Below are 17,782 nucleotides of genomic sequence, written 5' to 3' on the forward strand. Positions count from 1 at the left end.
GTCTTTTAACTCAGCGTCGGGTTTTGAAGGGTTGTCATCCGTTGTGATAATTGTACCAGAAGGCAATTGATAGCCTGTTAAATTCCCTTGTTTCCACCACCTCCAAGCCGTTCGATAACTTATTGCTGCTTTTTTTGCATATTCTGATAGTTTCATGTCTGTATATTACCATGCCTGACTATATCTGACTATATTTGTATTGAAACTTTACAATACCTAGTTTTGCTCAATAGGGCGGCGAAAGGTCAAAGGAGCTTATCAATTTGGCAGTTTAGCGAGCGGGACGTTAGTTTTTAGGGAGAAGCGGCAAAATTATCAAATAACCACGAAAGCAAGGAAACAATCAAACCGCCAGAAAAGGAAATTATCGCCACGATCGCCTCGCTGCCAAGATAACGGGATAAAAAACTGCCTTGAATTTGGGCGATCGGTAGTCGCGGATTTAACCCCACTTGGATGCTGTTGGTATTGCCGGAAACGCTCACCTCTAAACCTTGTGATGCTTCGGTAATCTGCAAGTTTTCCCCCGTGGTTTTTAGTTTGAGGTTTTGGTTACTATCCTCTCGGATAATTTTTATCTGATTTAATATCTCTACTCCCGGTTTCTCGACGCTCAGGAATTGGTTTTCTTCTAGCTTAAGATCCTGTTGAGCCATCCGGATATTACCAGAAATAATTGTTGATTCCACTAAGTCATCTCTCACATTATTACCGGTGATAATCGGTCGCTCAAATCTAACATTACTAACTTTAATATTGCGCCAAAAAATAGGCTGTTCTTTATCTTGAGAAAGTTGTAAATTAACATCGATCACTTGTTGTATTTCTAATTTAAATTCGGTGGTGCTGAGATTAAATTCGAGGGGAATATCCTCTTTTTTTTGGGGTAAATTAGCAATTTTATAACCAGAGAGAGTTATTTTAATCGGGTTGCCGCTAGGATTAAATGATAAATTTACTGGTTGAGAATTTGGCTGCAAACTAAAAGCCAAAAGATTATTAAAAGGCGCGTATTTGAGATTTTTTACTCTAGTTTCCTTTTGTAAACGGAGTTCTTGCAGGATAAAATCCGCCGTCGGGGTAATTGTTAAAGTGCTATTTTCTCGGATTGATTCAATTTCTAGTCGCTCTCGTTTATTGAGTTCGGGATCTGCAAGACTGCTAAAGGTGCCAGCGAGGGTAAATTTTTTCAGTCCCGATAGATCTATTTGGGAAAGATTATAGACATCTTTGAGCAATAAACTTTCGTTTTCTTGACAGGTAAAACTAAAGCTTTTTACCAATAAATTGCCTTCAAAGTTTTGTTTAACTGGGATAATTCCCCCAAAAATCGACAGGAAAACTAGGGACAGCGTAGCTAGGAAAACTATCGTAAACTTTTGATTTTTCTTGAGCCATCGCCAGAAACTTTTAAAATTATGCTTGGACTTCATTTTAGCCACTGGGGATTATGTTCAAAAGTTATATTAATCGGGGCATTTCTGGGAGGAGCATCATCTTGTTCTAATAAAGCTTTGACTCGCAATTCGTACAATCCCGCCTTAGCCAGTTTACCATCAGAAGTACGACCATCCCAAGTAAAGAAAATTTCTCCTTTTGGTTGCCAGTTAGGGCGAGAAGTCTCATAGATAACCTCGTTGTTCTGGAGGATTTGTAATTCTTTGATCTGGCTACGCACATTAGCAAAAAGGACGATATCATAGGTTTTTGCCTGATTAAAAATAACTGGCAAATAGATCAATTTACCGTCACTGATAGAGGCCGTGGCCCGCAGACTTTCAAGGGCGATATCTTCGCGATCAATAACATAGTTAGACCATTTAAATTGATAGCGAGAACCTTGGGGACGCAAGGTGAGGGGATCGAGTTGATAATTTTTTGGCACAGAACGCACTATCACTTTTGGCGCTCGGTTATTACGACTAGGCACTTCCAACTTTAGGGAGTCAGTCATCTCCCGAATCCGGCCGATAGAAAGGGAAATAAGACTAAAACTGCCCGCAATATCGATCGGAGCTATTCCCTCACAGCGCTTATCATTATCTCTCTGGATATAGTTGCTAGATCTAGTATTTCCCGTCCCACAGTTTTGAGCTTGAATAGGGAAGAACGAGACCAAAATAAGACTAAGAATTGTTAAGTTGAGGACAATAAATGATTTTTTCATGGTACAACCACCTGCCATTGAGCTAATTTTTGGAGAACTCGATCTATTGGGTAAGCGAAACCGATACCAGTAGAATCGATTTGGGACTCGTTAATCGTTTTAAACATCAATCCGATCACCCGCATTTCCTGATCGAATACTGGACTACCAGACCCCCCCACGGCCAGACTCACATCGATTAATAAATTGCCGCTACTAGACTGAATGCCGATGGTAATCGCCTCGTACTTCGACCAATCTTTTGATTCAGGATGTCCGATGATAGAAATCCGTGTTTTTGGGTTAATTTCGCCTTGATGAAAGGTTAAAGGACTGATATCGTCTGGTAAACCCGTGACTTCCAGCAAAGCTAAATCCAAGTTTTCTTGGGGTTGGGTGATGTGAATTATTTTAGCCACTACACGATCGCGCGGCAGGTTGGGTAGATTTTCGCCGTAATAGGGTTCCACTTCCAGATTATCGCCCCTCTGTTCCGTGTCGCGATCAACCACCACATGACGATTAGTGATAATCCACACCGTTGTTCCCCGGCGTTTGACCACATAACCCGTACCGTAGGCAGTCCCCTTGGCGTTACCGGTAAAGACCACACTGATTTTAACGATCGATCGCTTGATCCGGGTGAGGGGATCCTCTTGGGGTAAATATTTAGTATTATTCAAAGCGATGATCTGCTCCGGTTGTTGCTGCAAGGATAACAAGCGCCGGGCCTCTTGCAGGTTATTGCTGGCAAATTCAAACTTCGGATCGATTTTTGTCGCCTTCTCGAACTCAGCGATCGCTGCCTCTAGCTTGCCCTGTTCCTGTAGGAGCCGACCCAAATTATTATGGGCAAGGGTGTGAGCGGTAGTAGGAGTCCCAGTAGTATTATCCGGTAAATCTAAGGCCCGACGGTACATTTCCTCGGCTTCCTTCAGTTTTTTCTGGTCCCTCAGCACGAGACCGAGATTGTTGTAGGCATAGACAAACTTATCATCAAGAGCGATCGCCCTACGGTACATTTCCTCGGCTTCTGTCAGTTTTTTCTGGACCCTCAGCACGTTACCGAGATTGTAGTAGGCATAGACATACTTATCATCAAGAGCGAGCGCCCGACGGTACATTTCCTCCGCTTCCTTCAGTTTTTTCTGGTCCGACAGCACGTTACCGAGATTGTAGTAGACATCGACATCCTTATCATCAAGAGCGAGCGCCCTACGGTACATTTCCTCGGCTTCCGTCAGTTTTTTCTGGTCCCACAGCACGTTACCGAGATTGTTGTAGCCATTCACAAATAAATCATCAAGAGCGAGAGCCCTACGGAACATTTCCTCAGCTTCCTTCAGTTTTTTCTGGTCCGACAGCACGTTACCGAGATTGTAGTAGGCATTGACATACTGATCATCAAGAGCGATCGCCCTACGGTACATTTCCTCCGCTTCGGTCAGTTTTTTCTGGTCATACAGCACGATACCGAGATTGTTGTAGGCATAGTCATAGGTTTCATAAAGAGCTATCGCACTCCGGAACTTTTCGACGGACTTTGTCTGTTTTTTCTGGTCATACAGCACGTTACCGAGATTGTAGTAGGCATTGACATACTTATCATCAAGAGCGATCGCCCTACGGTACATTTCCTCCGCTTCCGTCAGTTTTTTCTGGTCCCTCAGCACGTTACCGAGATTGTTGTAGGCATTGACATATTTATCATCAAGAGCGAGCGCCCGACGGTACATTTCCTCGGCTTCTGTCAGTTTTTTCTGGTCCCTCAGCACGTTACCGAGATTGTAGTAGGCATCGACATACTTATCATCAAGAGCGAGCGCCCGACGGTACATTTCCTCGGCTTCTGTCAGTTTTTTCTGGTCTCTCAGCACGATACCGAGACCGTTGTAGGCATAGACATCCTTATCATCAAGAGCGATCGCCCGACGGAACATTTCCTCCGCTTCTGTCAGTTTTTTCTGGTCCGCCAGCACGATACCGAGATTGTAGTAGGCATTGACATACTGATCATCAAGAGCGATCGCCCTACGGTACATTTCCTCGGCCTCCGTCAGTTTTTTCTGGTCAGACAGCACGTTACCGAGATTGTTGTAGACATCGACATACTTATCATCAAGAGCGATCGCCCTACGGTACATTTCCTCGGCCTCCGTCAGTTTTTTCTGTAAATATAGGACATTACCTATATTTTTGTAGGTTTCTGGAAGTTTTGGGTCGAGAGCGAGCGACTTTTGACAGAAAATCAGTGCTTCGTCTAACTTATTTTGACGGAATAGCGCGTCGCAGAGATTGCTAAAAGCCACAGCACTGTTAGGCTCAAGCTGAATAATTTGTCGCCAGATTCTTTCGGCTTCCGGGTATTTTTTTTGCGCTTGAGCGGTTTCACCCTGTTGCCATAACTGCTCCAGTGTTTGTGCCACTGTTGTCGGCGGCATGATCATCAATGCCAAAGTTAACACCCAAGCCAGCCGCATCACTTTCATAAGCTGATTAAAAATATTCTATCTATAGGTTAACAGATAGCAATGGAGTCAGGAACATTGCTGCATCTTAGTCGGTTAAGTAGGGTTTGCGGCAAAAAGTACGGGCGAAGCATTCGGATAGAAAATCTTCGGTTTTACCGATAGGTTATTGTCCGAATGCTTCGCCCCTACAGGACGCGGAACCATGAAGACGCAAGGTTTTGAACCACGATTCTCTCAAAATCTTGCACCTGTTTCGCGAAACAAGACCCTAAAACCCTTACTTCGTCTATATTTCACCATTATTCAGCTAATCCTAAGTATATCCATAACTTATACTTTTTAATAGCAGAACCGACTGAAGAGCAATATTTACCTATTCAGGTATTAGATACCCTAGCTAATCCATCTGCCAACATAACTTAGTTGGCTGCTGATAAACCTTTTTCAAAGTGTTAATATCCCGGCTAGAAATTGGGGGAATATCTCTAGTTTGAGCGAAATACATCACATCCGTCACTCATCTTAACAATCCCCAAATGCGACAAAACGAAGTGATTTTGAGATGGATTCATCAAACTATCCTAGAAAGCTGAAGATGTATCTGGACTTAAAGATAATTTTCCTCGCCAGCTAAACGTAAAACCTCAAGATAAAGACTTGAAGCAATTCTAAACTTAGCTTGACCTATTAAATTATCCATAACAGGTTTAATTTCAAAAATCAAACCTTGGCTTTTTGCTTCTAATAAAACGCCTAACAAACCAGTAATATTTAATCCTTCATTCAGAGCAATTTTTCTACCCAATTGCTCATCAATAATCAACAACTCGGCATCTAATTCAAGAGCAAGTGCTATTGCCTCAGCTTCCCCGCTATCTAAATTTTGTCCTTGCAAATGCTGAACTTTTCTCCAGTTAGTTACTGGACAAACAGTGATCCAATCTTGAGAAGGAATTGAACCTGCTTGCGGATAGATAGTTCCTACTTTTGCAATTTCATTAGCGACAGCATTAGGAATGGTAATTCTTCCATAAACCTCTCGAATGAGCATTAATTTATTAATAGCAGCTAGATTGGTTAGAGGCGAAGTATTACAAACAATTTTCATAATCTACCCAATCGTTTGAGAGTGTTTACATCTTCATGCAAATCCTCAATATCGTAATGAATATACATATCTTTACTAGCTAGAAGATGTTGAAATTCAATTAAATTGATTCCCAATAGATTGCTTGCCTTACCTATACTAATTCGCTTTTTCTCATACAACATCAAGACAACTTCTTGCAATAGTTCCTCTTCTGACAAACCAGAAGCTTGAAAAATCTCATCAGGAATGACAACGCTCATAATTAGGACAGATTAATTTGATTTATCTTTCTCCTTCTATTATAGTGCCGCTAAGTCCTCTGGTATTGCGCCCAAACCTTTGCAGACATGACAGACATAAACCAATATCCTCAGCGCGATTCAAGCTTGGCTAGAGGAAATAGAGGTTTAAGCGATGGTTAACCTTCTTTATCTCAGTCGGTTATACTAAGTATATCCATAACTTATAGCAGAACCGACTGAAGAGCAATATTTACTTATTCAGGCATTAGATACCCTAGCTGATCCATCTGCCAACCTAACTTAGTTGGCTGCTGATAAACCTTTTTTAAAGTGTTAATATCCCGGCTAGAAATCGGGGCAATATCTCTAGTTTGAGCGAAATACATCACGTCCGTCTCCAGGGGACTATGACCCCAAATTCCCAAAGCGTGACCTAATTCGTGCCGCGCTGCCGCTAAGGCCGACCGATCGGCTAAATTAGGACTAATCTGGATACTCATCCGATGAGTTAAGCGATTTTCCTTGACAAAAATCTCGTATTGTGTTATGGCAGAACGCACCCGGGGCAGTTCTAACTTACCCGTTTCGGCATTAAAACGGACTCCCGACGGCGGTAACTCCCGTTTAATGAGGATATCGGCCAATTCTGCCCGATTTACCAACTCCATCGGCAAATACTGCCCCCATTCAGCGATCGCCTGTTGTACCAAACTCAGCCAAGAACTGCGATCGCTGTGAACATAAATCTTCACGGGAAATTGCGACCAAATCAACGCCCCCACGGGACTGATTTCCACGGCATCAAAATAATCCCCGGACTGGTTTTGCTCTTGCCATTGGGCTAAATTAGCGGGTAAAGGATGGGTTTTTAACTCTGGTAGCGATCGACTGTCGGCGATCAAAGAATAGGAAAACAGCAAAAGACTCGCCAAGGCTGCGAGTCCTAGAAAAGAGAACCGACCTCTTAGCATTTAGCGATTTAACCAGCCGGCGCTCAGTACAATAGTTAGGGTGATAAATACCGTCCCCAACGCCCAAGTCACCTGATTTAAGGTTTTTTCCGCCGTTTTTGCGCTGGTAAAAATCTGTGATTGGCCGCCAATACCGCCAATACCGTCCCCTTTGGGACTGTGTAATAACACCAAAATCGCCAGAAAGGCCGCCGCCAGCGCCCAAATAATCTGTACTACCAGCACCACTGTCATGATTATTACTCTCTATTTTCCATTACAAAGTATAGCAGTTATCATCAGTTATCAGTTATCAGTTATCAGTTATCAGATGTAAGTTTTAAATTTTTATGGCTCTCTCGGAAATTGGCTGAAAAATGTTCATTATCTTACATTCAAAGATGCCCTACGCCCTTTCTTCGATAAGATTTGCTGATCAGCATAACTACAAGAGAGCGGTTTTTATTGGTCATTTTTCTGCTAATTAGGGCTTGCTGAATAATGGTGAAATATAGACGAGGTAAGGGTTGTAGGGTCTTGTTTCGCGAAACAGGTGCAAGATTTTGAGAGAATCGTGCTTCCAAACCTTGCGTCTTCATCGGCACGCGTCCTGTAGGGGCGAAGCATTCGGGCAATAACCTATCGGTGAAACCGGAGATTTTCTATCCGAATGCTTCGCCCGTACTTTTTGCCGCAAACCCTAATTAGCCAATTTTTTAATTATTTCCACTGATTACTGATTACTGATTACTGATCACTGTTAAAGCGAGATGCGGACGGGAGTGCGACTGGCTTTAATTTCCACTTCGGCCGGTTTAATCAGCGATCGCCCGGTCATTTCTACTGGGACGGGAATAGAGAGAATTTCCAGGATAGTGGGGGCAATATCGGCTAAACGACCATCATCCCGCAACTGCACATCGCCACCGTGGCCGGGTATTTTTCTTCCTTCCCCTTCAATTAAAATTAAAGGAACGGGATTAGTCGTGTGGGCCGTCCAAGGATTACCCGACTCATCCACCATCGTTTCGGCGTTACCGTGGTCGGCAGTGATTAACACTGTTCCCCCCAATTTATTGATGCTACTTAACAACTTAGCCAAGCATAGATCCACCGTTTCCACTGCTTTCATGGCCGCGTCTAAAATGCCCGTATGACCCACCATATCGGGGTTAGCGTAATTGACTACCACGAGACTATAGATCCCCTGTTCGATCGCCCCACAGACCGCTGCTGTCACCGCGGCTGCCGACATGGCCGGAGCTTGGTCATAGGTGGCGACTTTTGGACTAGGAATTAATTCGCGCACTTCTCCCTCAAAGGGTTTTTCTAACCCCCCATTAAAAAAGTAGGTGACGTGGGGATATTTTTCGGTTTCCGCACAACGAAACTGTTTTAATCCCTGTTGAGCGATCACCTGTCCTAAAATATTATTTAAATTCTGGGGAGCAAAAGCCACATCTACCGGTAATTTTGGATCGTATTGGGTAAAAGTGACAAAACTGAGGGGAGAAATTAAATCTCGATCGAAATCTTCAAAATCGGGCATAGTCAGGGCATAACATAACTGTCTAGCTCGATCGGGACGGAAATTATAGAATATCACCCCATCGCCCGCTTCGATCGCCCCGGGTGCAATTCTGGTGGGGGGAATAAATTCATCGGTAATATTTTGATCATAAAATGCCTGTAATACTTCCGTGATCGATCGCCCGTCGATACCTTGATCACTGGTCATCACGTTATAGGCTTTTTCCACCCGATCCCAACGGCGATCCCGATCCATGGCATAATAACGGCCACTGAGAGTCACCATGCGACCGAGACTGATTTTATTAATATGTTCTTGAATCCGTTTAATAGCGAGCATCCCGTCGGTGACATTAGTATCGCGACCATCGGTGATGACATGAATGCAGACATCGCTAATCCCTTGCACTTTCGCTAAGTCTAATAATCCCAGTAAGTGAGCGAGATGGGAATGGACTCCCCCCTCGGAGCATAAACCGATCAGGTGTAATTTGCTTTTTTTAGGGCTAATCTCGGCGCAGAGTTTTAATAAAGCCTGATTTTGTTGAATCGAACCATCTTTGATCGCATCGGAAATCCGTACTAGCTCCTGTGGTACAACTCGCCCCGCTCCGATATTGAGGTGGCCAACTTCCGAGTTACCCATCTGTCCTTCTGGTAGTCCCACATCCTTAGCGGAGGTGCGGATTAAGGTGTGGGGATAGACTTCCCAGAGACTATCCATAATCGGGGTTTTCGCCATTGCGATCGCATTATCCGACCTTTGCGGGCGATAACCCCAACCATCAAGGATAACCAGTACGACTGGGGATATAGGTGCGTGGGTCATGATATACAGTCCTAAATCAAGAGTGGATTTCCATGCACTAAGATAATATCATCGAAACTTCAATTGATCACCGGTGTCCAGGCGATCGACCCCCTAATGTCAGCAAATGATGGGTATGTCTCAAAAAAACGAAACAACTGCTTTAATAATCGCTCTTTTAGCCACTGCGGGCATTTTAGGTGGGGGTTACTTCTGGCTGCAAAGTCAATGTGCTGCGGGTCAAGAATTCTTTCTCTGTGGCAGCGGTAAAAGTCCGCAAAAATCCCCCACATCGGGAAGTGCCTCCTCTCCCCTACCCCCTCCCCCTTCCCCCCAGGGAGTGGTTAGTTTTGCCCCACCGACTTCTATCCCCAGTGGCACGACAATTCGCATTAACGGCTCCACCAGTATGGTACAGATTAATCAAGCCTTAAAAGCCGCTTTAACGGCCAAATTTCAGGGGGTAGAGGTATTGACAAATGCTCAAGGATCTGATAGAGGATTAGAGGAAGTGGCCCGGGGGGCGATCGATATTGCGGCGGTGTCACGACCTTTAACCGAGTCAGAACGCTCTCAGGGATTGGCTTCTAGTCCGATCGTTCGAGATGCGATCGCTGTTGTGGTGGGGGTAAAAAATCCCTTTGCGGGGGGGTTAACCACTGCCCAAGTTAAAGATATTTTTAGCGGAAAAATCACCTCTTGGTCCGAGGTGGGAGGTTCTGCTGCTACTATTCAAGTGATTAATCGTCCTCCTATTAGTGGCACTTATCAAAGTTTTCGTCAGGAAGTGCTGCAAGGGGGAGAATTTGGTACGGGAACTAATTTTAAAATGATGGATAGGGATGCCACCACCCCAATTTTGCGAGTTTTAGGACTGAATGGCATTAGTTACGCAACCTATAGCCAAATTGCCGACCAAAAAACCGTCAGGGCGCTCGCTGTGGACGGAATTTCAGCCAGTGAACCTAATTATCCCTGGCAGCGTACCCTTTACTACGTTTACAAAGAACCTGCTAGTGAAGCGGTCAAAGCTTTTATGGGTTTTGTGACCTCTAGTGATGGTCAGGAAGCGATTTTTCGGGCCAATGAAGACCTACAAAAGTAGTTAGCGAGAATATCCGAAAATCTGGGAAATTTTACGTCTTGCATGACTAGGGTGAGCATTGCCTATTTTACCGTGGAGACGGGGAGGCATTGAGAATGGTTAGTTGAACACCATTATCTTTTTCATAAACGATCGCCACGGGAATGGTCAACCGGGAATCTTTTTTCGGTAAGGCGGGGAAAATATAGGCATAACCGTCTTGTTTGAGGAGAAGTCGCCAAACTCTGGGTTTGTTAGAATTGCTCAGGTCGGTGAGTTCTTGACCGAGGAGGAGATCGTAGGCTTTGCGATCGCCGATGATCCGCAAGTCAGTTGGGTTATCGAGGGGGTTATCGAGTTTGCGTCCTAAAGCGGCATTTTTGGACATCAGAAGGGTGACGACGGGCAGTGAAGAGGTTTCGTTGACGGCATCTTTCCAAGCATCGGCTTGGGCTTGCCAACGGGCCAGCCAAAAGAGGGCGGTGAGGATAAAGAGGACGATAATTAGCTCATTCAGCAGAGAGGCGAAAAAGTTAAGAATCTTTGTCTGGGCTTCATTGAAAGTAAAGGGCAATCTTCGCAGGTATTTACTGCCCCATTTTTGGCCCCAGTGCAGGGTGACGAGAATAGCTAAGACTGTCACACCCAAAACGAGAATGGTTCTCAGGAAGGCGAGGGGTTCCCCGAAAAAGGTTTGGAAGGCGGCAAGATAAAAGGATTCGCCGGGTAGGTTAAGGGTAGTGACTTCGAGTTGAAAGAAGCTGAAGTAAGTCCAGCGATAAGTCCATCCGGTAAAGTACAGGCCGGCGGCTAACAAAGCCAGCACACCGAGGAGTTTGCCGAGGGGATTGTATTCGGGGGTGGTCTGGGGTTCAGCCATGACAAACAGCCTAGTTGTGAGCGCAGAAAAGAGGTGTTAGGATTCTATCATCTCTTAATTTATCTGGATATTGAGGGGTTAATCCGGTGAAGAAGACTATTTTGCAGGGGAGTGTTCTGGCTTTACTATTGCTGGGGGTGGCCAGTGAGGGGCATTGGGCCGGGTGGCAGGGTTCCGCGCGGAGTCAGGGAACAGTTTTAGAAGTGGCGGTGCCGGATAAGGCGACGGTGACGAGGAAACAGGGGGCTTCTCTGACGGGTCAATTAACAGCTTTTAATCAAACAAGTTTGACGCTTTCGGCTGAGGGTTATTCGGAAAAGGTTCCGTTGACACAAGTTAAGGCGATCGCTTTTGAGGGTGATGTCTGGATTACAGGAAAGCCTCTGCCGACTAAGTTCCGAGGAAATAAAATATTGCCAGATTTGCCCATTCCGGCCTTGAAGCTAGGAAATTCTCCCAGAAAAGCGACGATCGCTCTAGCCACGATGAGTCCTCAAGGGCGAGAACGATTGTTAGAAGACACCCAGAATAAACCCCACGGAGTGAAAAAGATTCTCTTGAACTCGTCGGCAAAAATGACGATTCACATTGGAGAGATCGAGTAAATTGCCATTGAGTTTAAAAATCGCTGAGTTTGTTCTATGTTGCCTCTGAAACCGATCGCTCTTATCTCTGTTGCTACTGGTTTAGCCGTAATAGCTTTTGCGGGGTTTGCTACTAATACGACCCCCAAAACCGTCATTTTGGCGAAGGATGGGGGTTTAAGCTCGCCATCTCTGCAAGGGCAATTGAAGGGGATCGATCCTCAATTAGTGGCGCAAAAACAACCCAAAGTGGCTTTGGTGATTGGCAATGCGAACTATGAGGAAGGCGCATTATCTAACCCTGTTAATGATGCAACGGATATCGCCAAGGCGTTAGGGGAGTTGGGTTTTGAGGTGAAGTTGTTGCAAAATCAGGATTTGCGATCGATGGAAAATGCGATCAACGATTTCAGCCGACAATTGCGTAAGGGTGGCGTGGGTGTTTTTTATTATGCAGGACATGGGGTACAGGTACAGGGAGAAAATTATTTAATTCCCCTCAAGGCACAACTCCTGAATGAGAAAGATGCCCGTTATGAGGCGGTCGCATTGGGTAAGGTGCTGAATGCAATGGAAGAAGCGAGAAATCAGGTCAATATTATTATTATTGATGCCTGTCGGGATAATCCGTTTTATCGGCGGTGGCGATCGAGTCGTCGGGGTAGCAATGTTCGGGGATTGACGGCTGTTTCTCCTCCCAGTGGCATTATTATTGCCTACGCAACGAGGGAAGGAAATACGGCGGCAGATGGGGTAGGACAGCGCAATTCTCCCTTTACGTCGGCATTACTGGAAAATATCAAGAAACCTAATATAGATGTGCAGTTGATGTTTCGGCGGGTCAGCACATCAGTTAAGGAAAAAACAAACGCAGTCCAACAACCTTGGACAGAAGGGAATTTAGAAGGGGATGAGTTTTATCTCAATCCACAGCAAACTGTTGTAGTATCGCCTCCTCCGTTCAGTCCTCCCCCTGTTACCCCATCGCCCGTGGTCACGCCACAACCAACACCACCCACCCAACCGCAATCGACTCTCATCTCCTCAACCACCGGCGTGGACTATACCCCCCTACGGGAACTTCTACAACAGAAGAAATGGAAGGAAGCAGACGACATAACTTTTAAGTTAATGTTAGCGTCAGCCAAGTATCAAAATCCAGATTGGAAAAATAGGGACTGGTTGGATGAAAAGGATATTAATAGTTTTGCTTGTGAGGACTTAAAATTTATTGATCGGCTTTGGTCTGAGTACAGTAATAATCAATTAGGACTGTCGGCGCAATTAAAGTTTTGGAATGATGCTAAAAATAATTCAACAACTATCATTGAAGCTTATGGTCAATTTGCTCAATGGGTTCAATGGATACCACCATCTAGTCCCAGTTCTGGCAGTAGCTATATATCGAGTGATGATATTAAATATGCTAATCCACCTCAAGGACATCTTCCGGTACAAATAACTTATCCTTTAGGAGAGGGTTGGTCAGATGGAGGAAGCAATACGAATCGGCACTTGCTATATTCACGCTTTGCAGATTGCCGAAAGAAAGGTAATTAATATCAAGAACTGCTTAGATGTTTTTAGATATTGTTTAACATCTTATTCCTCTACTTCCATCGGGTGCAATGGCACCGCCGCACCTTTGAGTACCATTCAAAATTACACCACTCATATCAGCCCCAGTAAAGTTGGCATCCCATATATCGGCATTAGCTAAACTCGCTCCCGTCAAATTAGCATCCATGAATTTTACACCACCCAAATCAGCACTATTTAGCTTGGCATTCTTGAGATTAGCCCCAATGAGGTTAGCAGAACCTAGGTTAGCACCTGTTAAAATTGCCCCTTCCAAATCAGCTTGTAGTAAATTACTTTCTCTTAAATTGGCACTTCTTAAATTAGCACCTTTCAAGTTGGCATTCTTTAAGTTCAACTTGCTTAAATCTGCCCCACTGAGATCGCAACCCGGACATTGTTTTGTCTTTTTTAGTTTTGCTACATGATCGGGGTTTTCTGCATAAATAGGGGTGGTTAACCCAATAAAGCTAAAGATAATGGCAACAGTTAAGGTTTTGAGCCTGATTTCCGCTAACATTTTGTCCACGATTGAAGATGAATAGTCCTTATCTTAGCTTTATCCTGTAAAAATGTCAAAACATTAAAGGGTATTCCACTGGGGGCATCCCACTATCACACTTTTTTAGTGCGTGTTTATATTCAAGAGTTTGGACAGTCCTGTGTCAGTGAATTGTAGCGTATAAGGCGTGTCGCAGTTTTTTCAAACTCCGATCCTACATCGTTTCCACACGAGGTTATCAGGGGTTCCGCGATTCGATACCTGTCACCGTCACCCCAGGAGGGTAAATGCCATTTTCCCCTACATAATCTATGGTTTATAATTACGATAGATATTAACCAGCGCAAGTTAGGAGTAAATACTTGTCAAAAAAGAAATTTCGTAAATCTGTTGAAAGCATTCGTTATCAAATTCTGATCCATCATCAAAAAATTGCCAATGAGGAACAAAAAGAATCCCCCGATGAAAACTTAATTAATTACTGAGAAAGAGAAATTAAAGGTTTAGAAAAAAGTTTATCTAGAGCAGAAAAGCGATTAAACAGAGGAAAATAAGCAATGATTTCAAACACTGAAAAACCCTTGAAAGTCAACTCTACCTTGGCCACTCTATTATCTGAATTAGGTGAAGAATGCGAGGCGGTTTTATTCTTACTAAGTCAGCTTAAATTACCAAGCCTAACTGATGACCAAAAAGGGGATATTTTGGCAGAATTAATAGGCTCAATTACTCACTTGCACGTTCATACCGAAAATTTATCTGATTTAATTGGGGATGAAATTTTAGCTTTGCCAGATGATCAATAATGTTATGATGATTCTTTGTTCTCTGGTTCAGTAGTAGTAGGTTGGATTGAGGCACGAAACCCAACACAAAGCCTATAATTGTTGGGTTTCACTCTGTTCAACCCAACCTACACAACTTATCAAGTCAAACAAATTCGTAATCTAATTTTAAAATATAAATTAGGAGGGAAAGATGAAAATTCGCTATGAATTAATTATTTATTGGAGTGAGGAAGATCGAGCTTTTATTGTTGAAGTTCCAGAATTAGCAGGATGTATGGCAGATGGAGAAACCTATCAAGAAGCTGTACAAAATGCTGAACTTGTTATTCAAGAATGGATTGAAAGTGCCAAACAACTAGAACGAATCATTCCTGAACCAAAAGGACGACTATTATTTACCTAATGATGAAGTTTCTCTGATTGTTTCCCCATTCCCCCTTGTCAGGCTGCAACAATAAATGATAATTTCCTCCCAGAGGTTTGAACACAATAAAACCGTCTCCTATCTGCATCGCCGCTAATCGTTTTGAAGTAACCAAAACAACCAGTAAAGTTGTCGCCAGATCATTAATGTCTAACTGTTCTTTTTCGGCTTCTTCTTGGAGAGTTTGCTGAACATAAGCCAACATTTGCCAGAATATTTCCTTTAATTCGGCTTCAGTTTCAGTTGCCGCAAATGCTGTTTTTTAGAGATTTTCCTCTAAAAAATGCAGCGCTGCTTCAACTGTTATTTTCGCACCCAAATCCGAATGTTTGGCACTACCGGCCCCATCAGCCACGGCTCCAATCAAAACATCCTGACCCAATAATTTATAATCAAGGTTTTGATCCCATCATTGAGAGCCTTAATCGGTTCCCCTGACATTGAACCAGAGGTATCTAGTAGTAGTACCACAGGACAGCGATTTTCCTGATTTTCGACAAATTCAGCCACACCAATCGGCATTTTTTTCAAGCCTCCTAATTTTTTGAACTGGGGGAACTATGGGAGTTGTAGCAATTGGGATTATCTACTTTTTGTCCTATTATATTATCCCTGCCAGTCCCATCAGAGGCTCTCTTATTCTTTGTGTGATAAGTTTAATTGATATAGGAGCGATCGATCTTTGTGTTCTCTGTGTCTGGAGTGGTTCGTTCCACTCACCCACTAGCAGTACCGTATCTTAGAATACATTTTAACCACAGAACCCATCAGAAAAGATATCTTTCCCTTAAGCTGAACGCGGGATTTGATTTTTGACTATTAGTCGCAGGGTTTGTTGCAATTCCTCGCGACTGTGAATTTCCTCCAGACGGTGAACCGGAACACCTCGATCGAAGAGAATTAAAGTAGGCAGACTACGCAGACGAAAACTATTAGCTAATTTAAAATTATTATCGGCATTGACACCGACTAATTGAATCGCATCTTGACACTCATTTTGCCAAGAAAAGAGGGTGGGTTGGATTAAACGACATAAACCACACCAAGGCGCCCAAAAATACACGAGAACCGGACGAGAAGACTCTAAAACTAGCTTAGGGAAGCTCTTTTCGTTGACAGATAATATCATGTCTAAACGTATTTTATGAAAACTTTATTTTGATATAGAAGCCATTCTACACCAATCGGGATCAACAGGAAAGGAGTTGGGAGCAAAATCACCAATAAATTTTACTTGTTGCTTGCATTAGCCAAGGATGCGCCCACCAGAGGAGTAGAATAAACCCTGTTACTCCTAGATAGGCAGGACGAAGGAATTCTTGCCATTTTAGACTTTGCCGACCATCGATAATCGCTAAAAAGGGAACCACTGAGGTGCGTTCTTTGACCTTTAAAAATGCCTCTCCGTAACGGTCTTCTAACCGGCGATCGCCATGCCAGACGGCAAAAAGATGATGAGCAATTAAACCTAGGGAAGTTAATAGGGTAAAGCTTGTCCCTAACCAGAGGGTGTGACCAATACACCAGATCACCTGTCCTACCATCTGGGGATGACGGGTAACGCGCAGAATGCCGGTTTCATAGAGATGAACCTGGGGTTTTTGGATAGCGGCGATCTCCAGCAGGTTAAAGGTGGCAGGATAGAGAAAGAAAAAAGAAATGGCCGAAAGTATCCAAACTAGGGTTTTTACTCCGGTTACTCCCTGTACTTGCCAGAGAAGCAAACCATCATAACGATGATTGAAGAAATAAACTACTAAAATTACTGCTAGAGGAATACTCACAAGGGCAAATAATACCCGATACAGTCGCGCACCGATGATAGCTTCTCCCCGCATTCGTAAACTGGCTAATCCGCTATGGGCAACAGCAAAACCCAATAATAAACCTAACATGATCCAATGACTAGCGAATGCCACTTTTACCCTCTTGATTGACTAAATTTTTCTCCCAATTCTATTTTAAAGATTGATGGTTAATTTTCAGCCTCTTTTTTTTGTGTTGCCAGTATCGGGGATTCGGGGCAAAATAAAACTATGCTTCCCCAAAGCGACTCCCAAGAATATACCCAGGGAACTATCTAATTTTGCAACTTTTTAGGTAATATGTCTTATCCCCAAAAGCGATTTGTGATGGTCTGTCAGCATTCTTCCTGTTTGGTGCAGGGTGCGTCCGAGCTTCTTTTAGCTTGGCAAACGGCAGCTCTCCCAGAAGATGTCATCGTTATGACCAGTGGTTGTCAAGGACAGTGTAGCACTAGCCCCACGGTGAGAATTATTCCCGAAGAAACTTGGTACTGTCGTGTTAAACCAGAGGATGTCAATCAGATTGTCGAGGAACATTTAAAAAACGGTCAACCGGTCGAGCGTTTACTCCATCCACGCATTCACGCTCAATAGCAGTAAGCTCGGTAATCAATTTTTAAGTGATGCTTCGCAATAGTCTTTTGCTCCTAGGTTAACCCCTGTGAGTACCTGTGATTTCAATCCAGAGACTTAATTCTCGGATAATACATTTGTTTTAAGTAGGTAGGCGTTAAAAATTATCAGACACCCCCCTTATCAAGCTGTCCTTTAGTCACATCTTTCTTAACATTTCAAACCTTTGTAGCACAAGGCTTTCAAGACTCGGTTAACAATTTGTAATATTCCTTGTTGACACCCTTACTGACAAAGAAAAAACTGAAATCAAGTCAGGATAAGGGT

Annotated in this window: 19 protein-coding genes and 2 pseudogenes; 6 read left to right on the forward strand and 15 right to left on the reverse strand. The window is 43.6% G+C overall.

What is annotated here, in order from left to right; translation table 11 throughout:
- Positions 1-293 precede the first annotated feature (293 nt).
- The 9 genes and pseudogenes from O9323_RS19875 to gpmI all read right to left on the reverse strand — a co-directional run bounded on the left by O9323_RS19875 (position 294) and on the right by gpmI (position 9,258).
- Positions 294-1,433: a hypothetical protein gene (locus O9323_RS19875; protein WP_288125627.1), complete on the reverse strand. Its 1,140-nt coding sequence runs from the start codon at positions 1,431-1,433 to the stop codon at positions 294-296.
- Positions 1,430-2,167: a FlgD immunoglobulin-like domain containing protein gene (locus tag O9323_RS19880; RefSeq protein WP_288125628.1), complete on the reverse strand. Its 738-nt coding sequence runs from the start codon at positions 2,165-2,167 to the stop codon at positions 1,430-1,432. The genes O9323_RS19875 and O9323_RS19880 overlap by 4 nt, the downstream gene beginning before the upstream one ends.
- A complete protein-coding gene (locus tag O9323_RS19885; RefSeq protein WP_288125629.1) occupies positions 2,164-4,626 on the reverse strand; it encodes a serine protease in 2,463 nt (820 codons plus the stop codon). Before O9323_RS19885 ends, O9323_RS19880 begins: the two co-directional genes overlap by 4 nt.
- A 388-nt stretch (positions 4,627-5,014) precedes the next feature.
- Positions 5,015-5,131, reverse strand: a pseudogene (locus O9323_RS22960) (peptidase); the annotation flags it as partial.
- 93 nt (positions 5,132-5,224) lie between these two features.
- Positions 5,225-5,725: a PIN domain-containing protein gene (locus O9323_RS19895; RefSeq protein ID WP_502846432.1), complete on the reverse strand. Its 501-nt coding sequence runs from the start codon at positions 5,723-5,725 to the stop codon at positions 5,225-5,227.
- Positions 5,722-5,967 (reverse strand): UPF0175 family protein, encoded by a 246-nt coding sequence (locus O9323_RS19900; RefSeq protein ID WP_024968493.1) that lies wholly within the window; start codon positions 5,965-5,967, stop codon positions 5,722-5,724. The genes O9323_RS19895 and O9323_RS19900 overlap by 4 nt, the downstream gene beginning before the upstream one ends.
- Before the next feature lie 236 nt (positions 5,968-6,203).
- Complete coding sequence (locus tag O9323_RS19905; protein WP_288125630.1) at positions 6,204-6,920, reverse strand: peptidase; 717 nt, start codon at positions 6,918-6,920, stop codon at positions 6,204-6,206.
- Entirely contained in the window at positions 6,921-7,154 is a 234-nt protein-coding gene (gene secG / locus O9323_RS19910) for a preprotein translocase subunit SecG (RefSeq protein ID WP_002736485.1), read from the reverse strand.
- Positions 7,155-7,659: 505 nt separating this feature from the next.
- Positions 7,660-9,258, reverse strand: coding sequence for a 2,3-bisphosphoglycerate-independent phosphoglycerate mutase (gene gpmI / locus O9323_RS19915; protein ID WP_288125631.1), 1,599 nt, complete (start codon positions 9,256-9,258; stop codon positions 7,660-7,662).
- Between the two features lie 106 nt (positions 9,259-9,364).
- Between gpmI and O9323_RS19920 the strand changes: the two genes are divergently transcribed.
- Positions 9,365-10,342 carry a phosphate ABC transporter substrate-binding protein gene (locus O9323_RS19920; RefSeq protein ID WP_288125632.1) on the forward strand — a complete coding sequence of 326 codons (978 nt, stop codon included), beginning with the start codon at positions 9,365-9,367 and terminating at the stop codon, positions 10,340-10,342.
- Positions 10,343-10,409: 67 nt separating this feature from the next.
- On the opposite strand, the gene O9323_RS19925 is transcribed toward O9323_RS19920, so the two are convergent.
- Positions 10,410-11,201: a hypothetical protein gene (locus O9323_RS19925; RefSeq protein WP_287736523.1), complete on the reverse strand. Its 792-nt coding sequence runs from the start codon at positions 11,199-11,201 to the stop codon at positions 10,410-10,412.
- A gap of 86 nt (positions 11,202-11,287) precedes the next feature.
- On the opposite strand from O9323_RS19925, the gene O9323_RS19930 reads away from it, so the two are divergent.
- Complete coding sequence (locus O9323_RS19930; RefSeq protein WP_288125633.1) at positions 11,288-11,806, forward strand: hypothetical protein; 519 nt, start codon at positions 11,288-11,290, stop codon at positions 11,804-11,806.
- A 36-nt stretch (positions 11,807-11,842) separates the two neighbouring features.
- Positions 11,843-13,345 (forward strand): caspase family protein, encoded by a 1,503-nt coding sequence (locus O9323_RS19935; RefSeq protein ID WP_288125634.1) that lies wholly within the window; start codon positions 11,843-11,845, stop codon positions 13,343-13,345.
- A gap of 34 nt (positions 13,346-13,379) precedes the next feature.
- Here O9323_RS19935 and O9323_RS19940 read toward each other — a convergent pair whose 3' ends face one another.
- Positions 13,380-13,883, reverse strand: a complete 504-nt coding sequence (locus O9323_RS19940) for a pentapeptide repeat-containing protein (RefSeq protein ID WP_288125635.1) — start codon at positions 13,881-13,883, stop codon at positions 13,380-13,382.
- A gap of 539 nt (positions 13,884-14,422) precedes the next feature.
- Here O9323_RS19940 and O9323_RS19945 point away from each other — a divergent pair.
- Entirely contained in the window at positions 14,423-14,671 is a 249-nt protein-coding gene (locus O9323_RS19945) for a hypothetical protein (protein WP_024969916.1), read from the forward strand.
- Positions 14,672-14,843: 172 nt separating this feature from the next.
- Positions 14,844-15,056 carry a type II toxin-antitoxin system HicB family antitoxin gene (locus O9323_RS19950; protein ID WP_002753066.1) on the forward strand — a complete coding sequence of 71 codons (213 nt, stop codon included), beginning with the start codon at positions 14,844-14,846 and terminating at the stop codon, positions 15,054-15,056.
- A 19-nt stretch (positions 15,057-15,075) separates the two neighbouring features.
- On the opposite strand, the pseudogene O9323_RS19955 reads toward O9323_RS19950, so the two are convergent.
- From O9323_RS19955 to O9323_RS19965, 4 genes and pseudogenes are all read right to left on the reverse strand, one after another.
- Positions 15,076-15,471: pseudogene (locus tag O9323_RS19955) on the reverse strand (PP2C family serine/threonine-protein phosphatase); the annotation flags it as partial.
- Positions 15,441-15,599, reverse strand: coding sequence for a vWA domain-containing protein (locus tag O9323_RS22965; protein ID WP_002753069.1), 159 nt, complete (start codon positions 15,597-15,599; stop codon positions 15,441-15,443). The pseudogene O9323_RS19955 and the gene O9323_RS22965, both read right to left, overlap by 31 nt.
- A 265-nt stretch (positions 15,600-15,864) precedes the next feature.
- Positions 15,865-16,206 (reverse strand): thioredoxin family protein, encoded by a 342-nt coding sequence (locus O9323_RS19960; RefSeq protein ID WP_016514592.1) that lies wholly within the window; start codon positions 16,204-16,206, stop codon positions 15,865-15,867.
- A gap of 88 nt (positions 16,207-16,294) precedes the next feature.
- Positions 16,295-16,996 (reverse strand): NnrU family protein, encoded by a 702-nt coding sequence (locus O9323_RS19965; RefSeq protein ID WP_288125636.1) that lies wholly within the window; start codon positions 16,994-16,996, stop codon positions 16,295-16,297.
- Between the two features lie 186 nt (positions 16,997-17,182).
- On the opposite strand from O9323_RS19965, the gene O9323_RS19970 reads away from it, so the two are divergent.
- The gene (locus tag O9323_RS19970) at positions 17,183-17,476 is read left to right on the forward strand and encodes a (2Fe-2S) ferredoxin domain-containing protein (RefSeq protein WP_002753074.1); all 294 of its coding nucleotides are present in this window, start codon (positions 17,183-17,185) and stop codon (positions 17,474-17,476) included.
- Positions 17,477-17,782 lie beyond the last annotated feature (306 nt).

Origin of the sequence: Microcystis sp. LE19-131.1A (assembly GCF_027532015.1) — a bacterium.
Taxonomy (GTDB): Bacteria; Cyanobacteriota; Cyanobacteriia; order Cyanobacteriales; family Microcystaceae; genus Microcystis; species Microcystis ichthyoblabe_A.

Coding starts and splice junctions, on each gene's coding strand:
- O9323_RS19875 (WP_288125627.1), bottom strand. CDS start 1,433: ATGAAGTCCAAGCATAATTTTAAAAGTTTCTGGCGATGGCTCAAGAAA.
- O9323_RS19880 (WP_288125628.1), bottom strand. CDS start 2,167: ATGAAAAAATCATTTATTGTCCTCAACTTAACAATTCTTAGTCTTATT.
- O9323_RS19885 (WP_288125629.1), bottom strand. CDS start 4,626: ATGCGGCTGGCTTGGGTGTTAACTTTGGCATTGATGATCATGCCGCCG.
- O9323_RS19895 (WP_502846432.1), bottom strand. CDS start 5,725: ATGAAAATTGTTTGTAATACTTCGCCTCTAACCAATCTAGCTGCTATT.
- O9323_RS19900 (WP_024968493.1), bottom strand. CDS start 5,967: ATGAGCGTTGTCATTCCTGATGAGATTTTTCAAGCTTCTGGTTTGTCA.
- O9323_RS19905 (WP_288125630.1), bottom strand. CDS start 6,920: ATGCTAAGAGGTCGGTTCTCTTTTCTAGGACTCGCAGCCTTGGCGAGT.
- secG (WP_002736485.1), bottom strand. CDS start 7,154: ATGACAGTGGTGCTGGTAGTACAGATTATTTGGGCGCTGGCGGCGGCC.
- gpmI (WP_288125631.1), bottom strand. CDS start 9,258: ATGACCCACGCACCTATATCCCCAGTCGTACTGGTTATCCTTGATGGT.
- O9323_RS19920 (WP_288125632.1), top strand. CDS start 9,365: ATGATGGGTATGTCTCAAAAAAACGAAACAACTGCTTTAATAATCGCT.
- O9323_RS19925 (WP_287736523.1), bottom strand. CDS start 11,201: ATGGCTGAACCCCAGACCACCCCCGAATACAATCCCCTCGGCAAACTC.
- O9323_RS19935 (WP_288125634.1), top strand. CDS start 11,843: ATGTTGCCTCTGAAACCGATCGCTCTTATCTCTGTTGCTACTGGTTTA.
- O9323_RS19940 (WP_288125635.1), bottom strand. CDS start 13,883: ATGTTAGCGGAAATCAGGCTCAAAACCTTAACTGTTGCCATTATCTTT.
- O9323_RS19945 (WP_024969916.1), top strand. CDS start 14,423: ATGATTTCAAACACTGAAAAACCCTTGAAAGTCAACTCTACCTTGGCC.
- O9323_RS19950 (WP_002753066.1), top strand. CDS start 14,844: ATGAAAATTCGCTATGAATTAATTATTTATTGGAGTGAGGAAGATCGA.
- O9323_RS22965 (WP_002753069.1), bottom strand. CDS start 15,599: ATGCCGATTGGTGTGGCTGAATTTGTCGAAAATCAGGAAAATCGCTGT.
- O9323_RS19960 (WP_016514592.1), bottom strand. CDS start 16,206: ATGATATTATCTGTCAACGAAAAGAGCTTCCCTAAGCTAGTTTTAGAG.
- O9323_RS19970 (WP_002753074.1), top strand. CDS start 17,183: ATGTCTTATCCCCAAAAGCGATTTGTGATGGTCTGTCAGCATTCTTCC.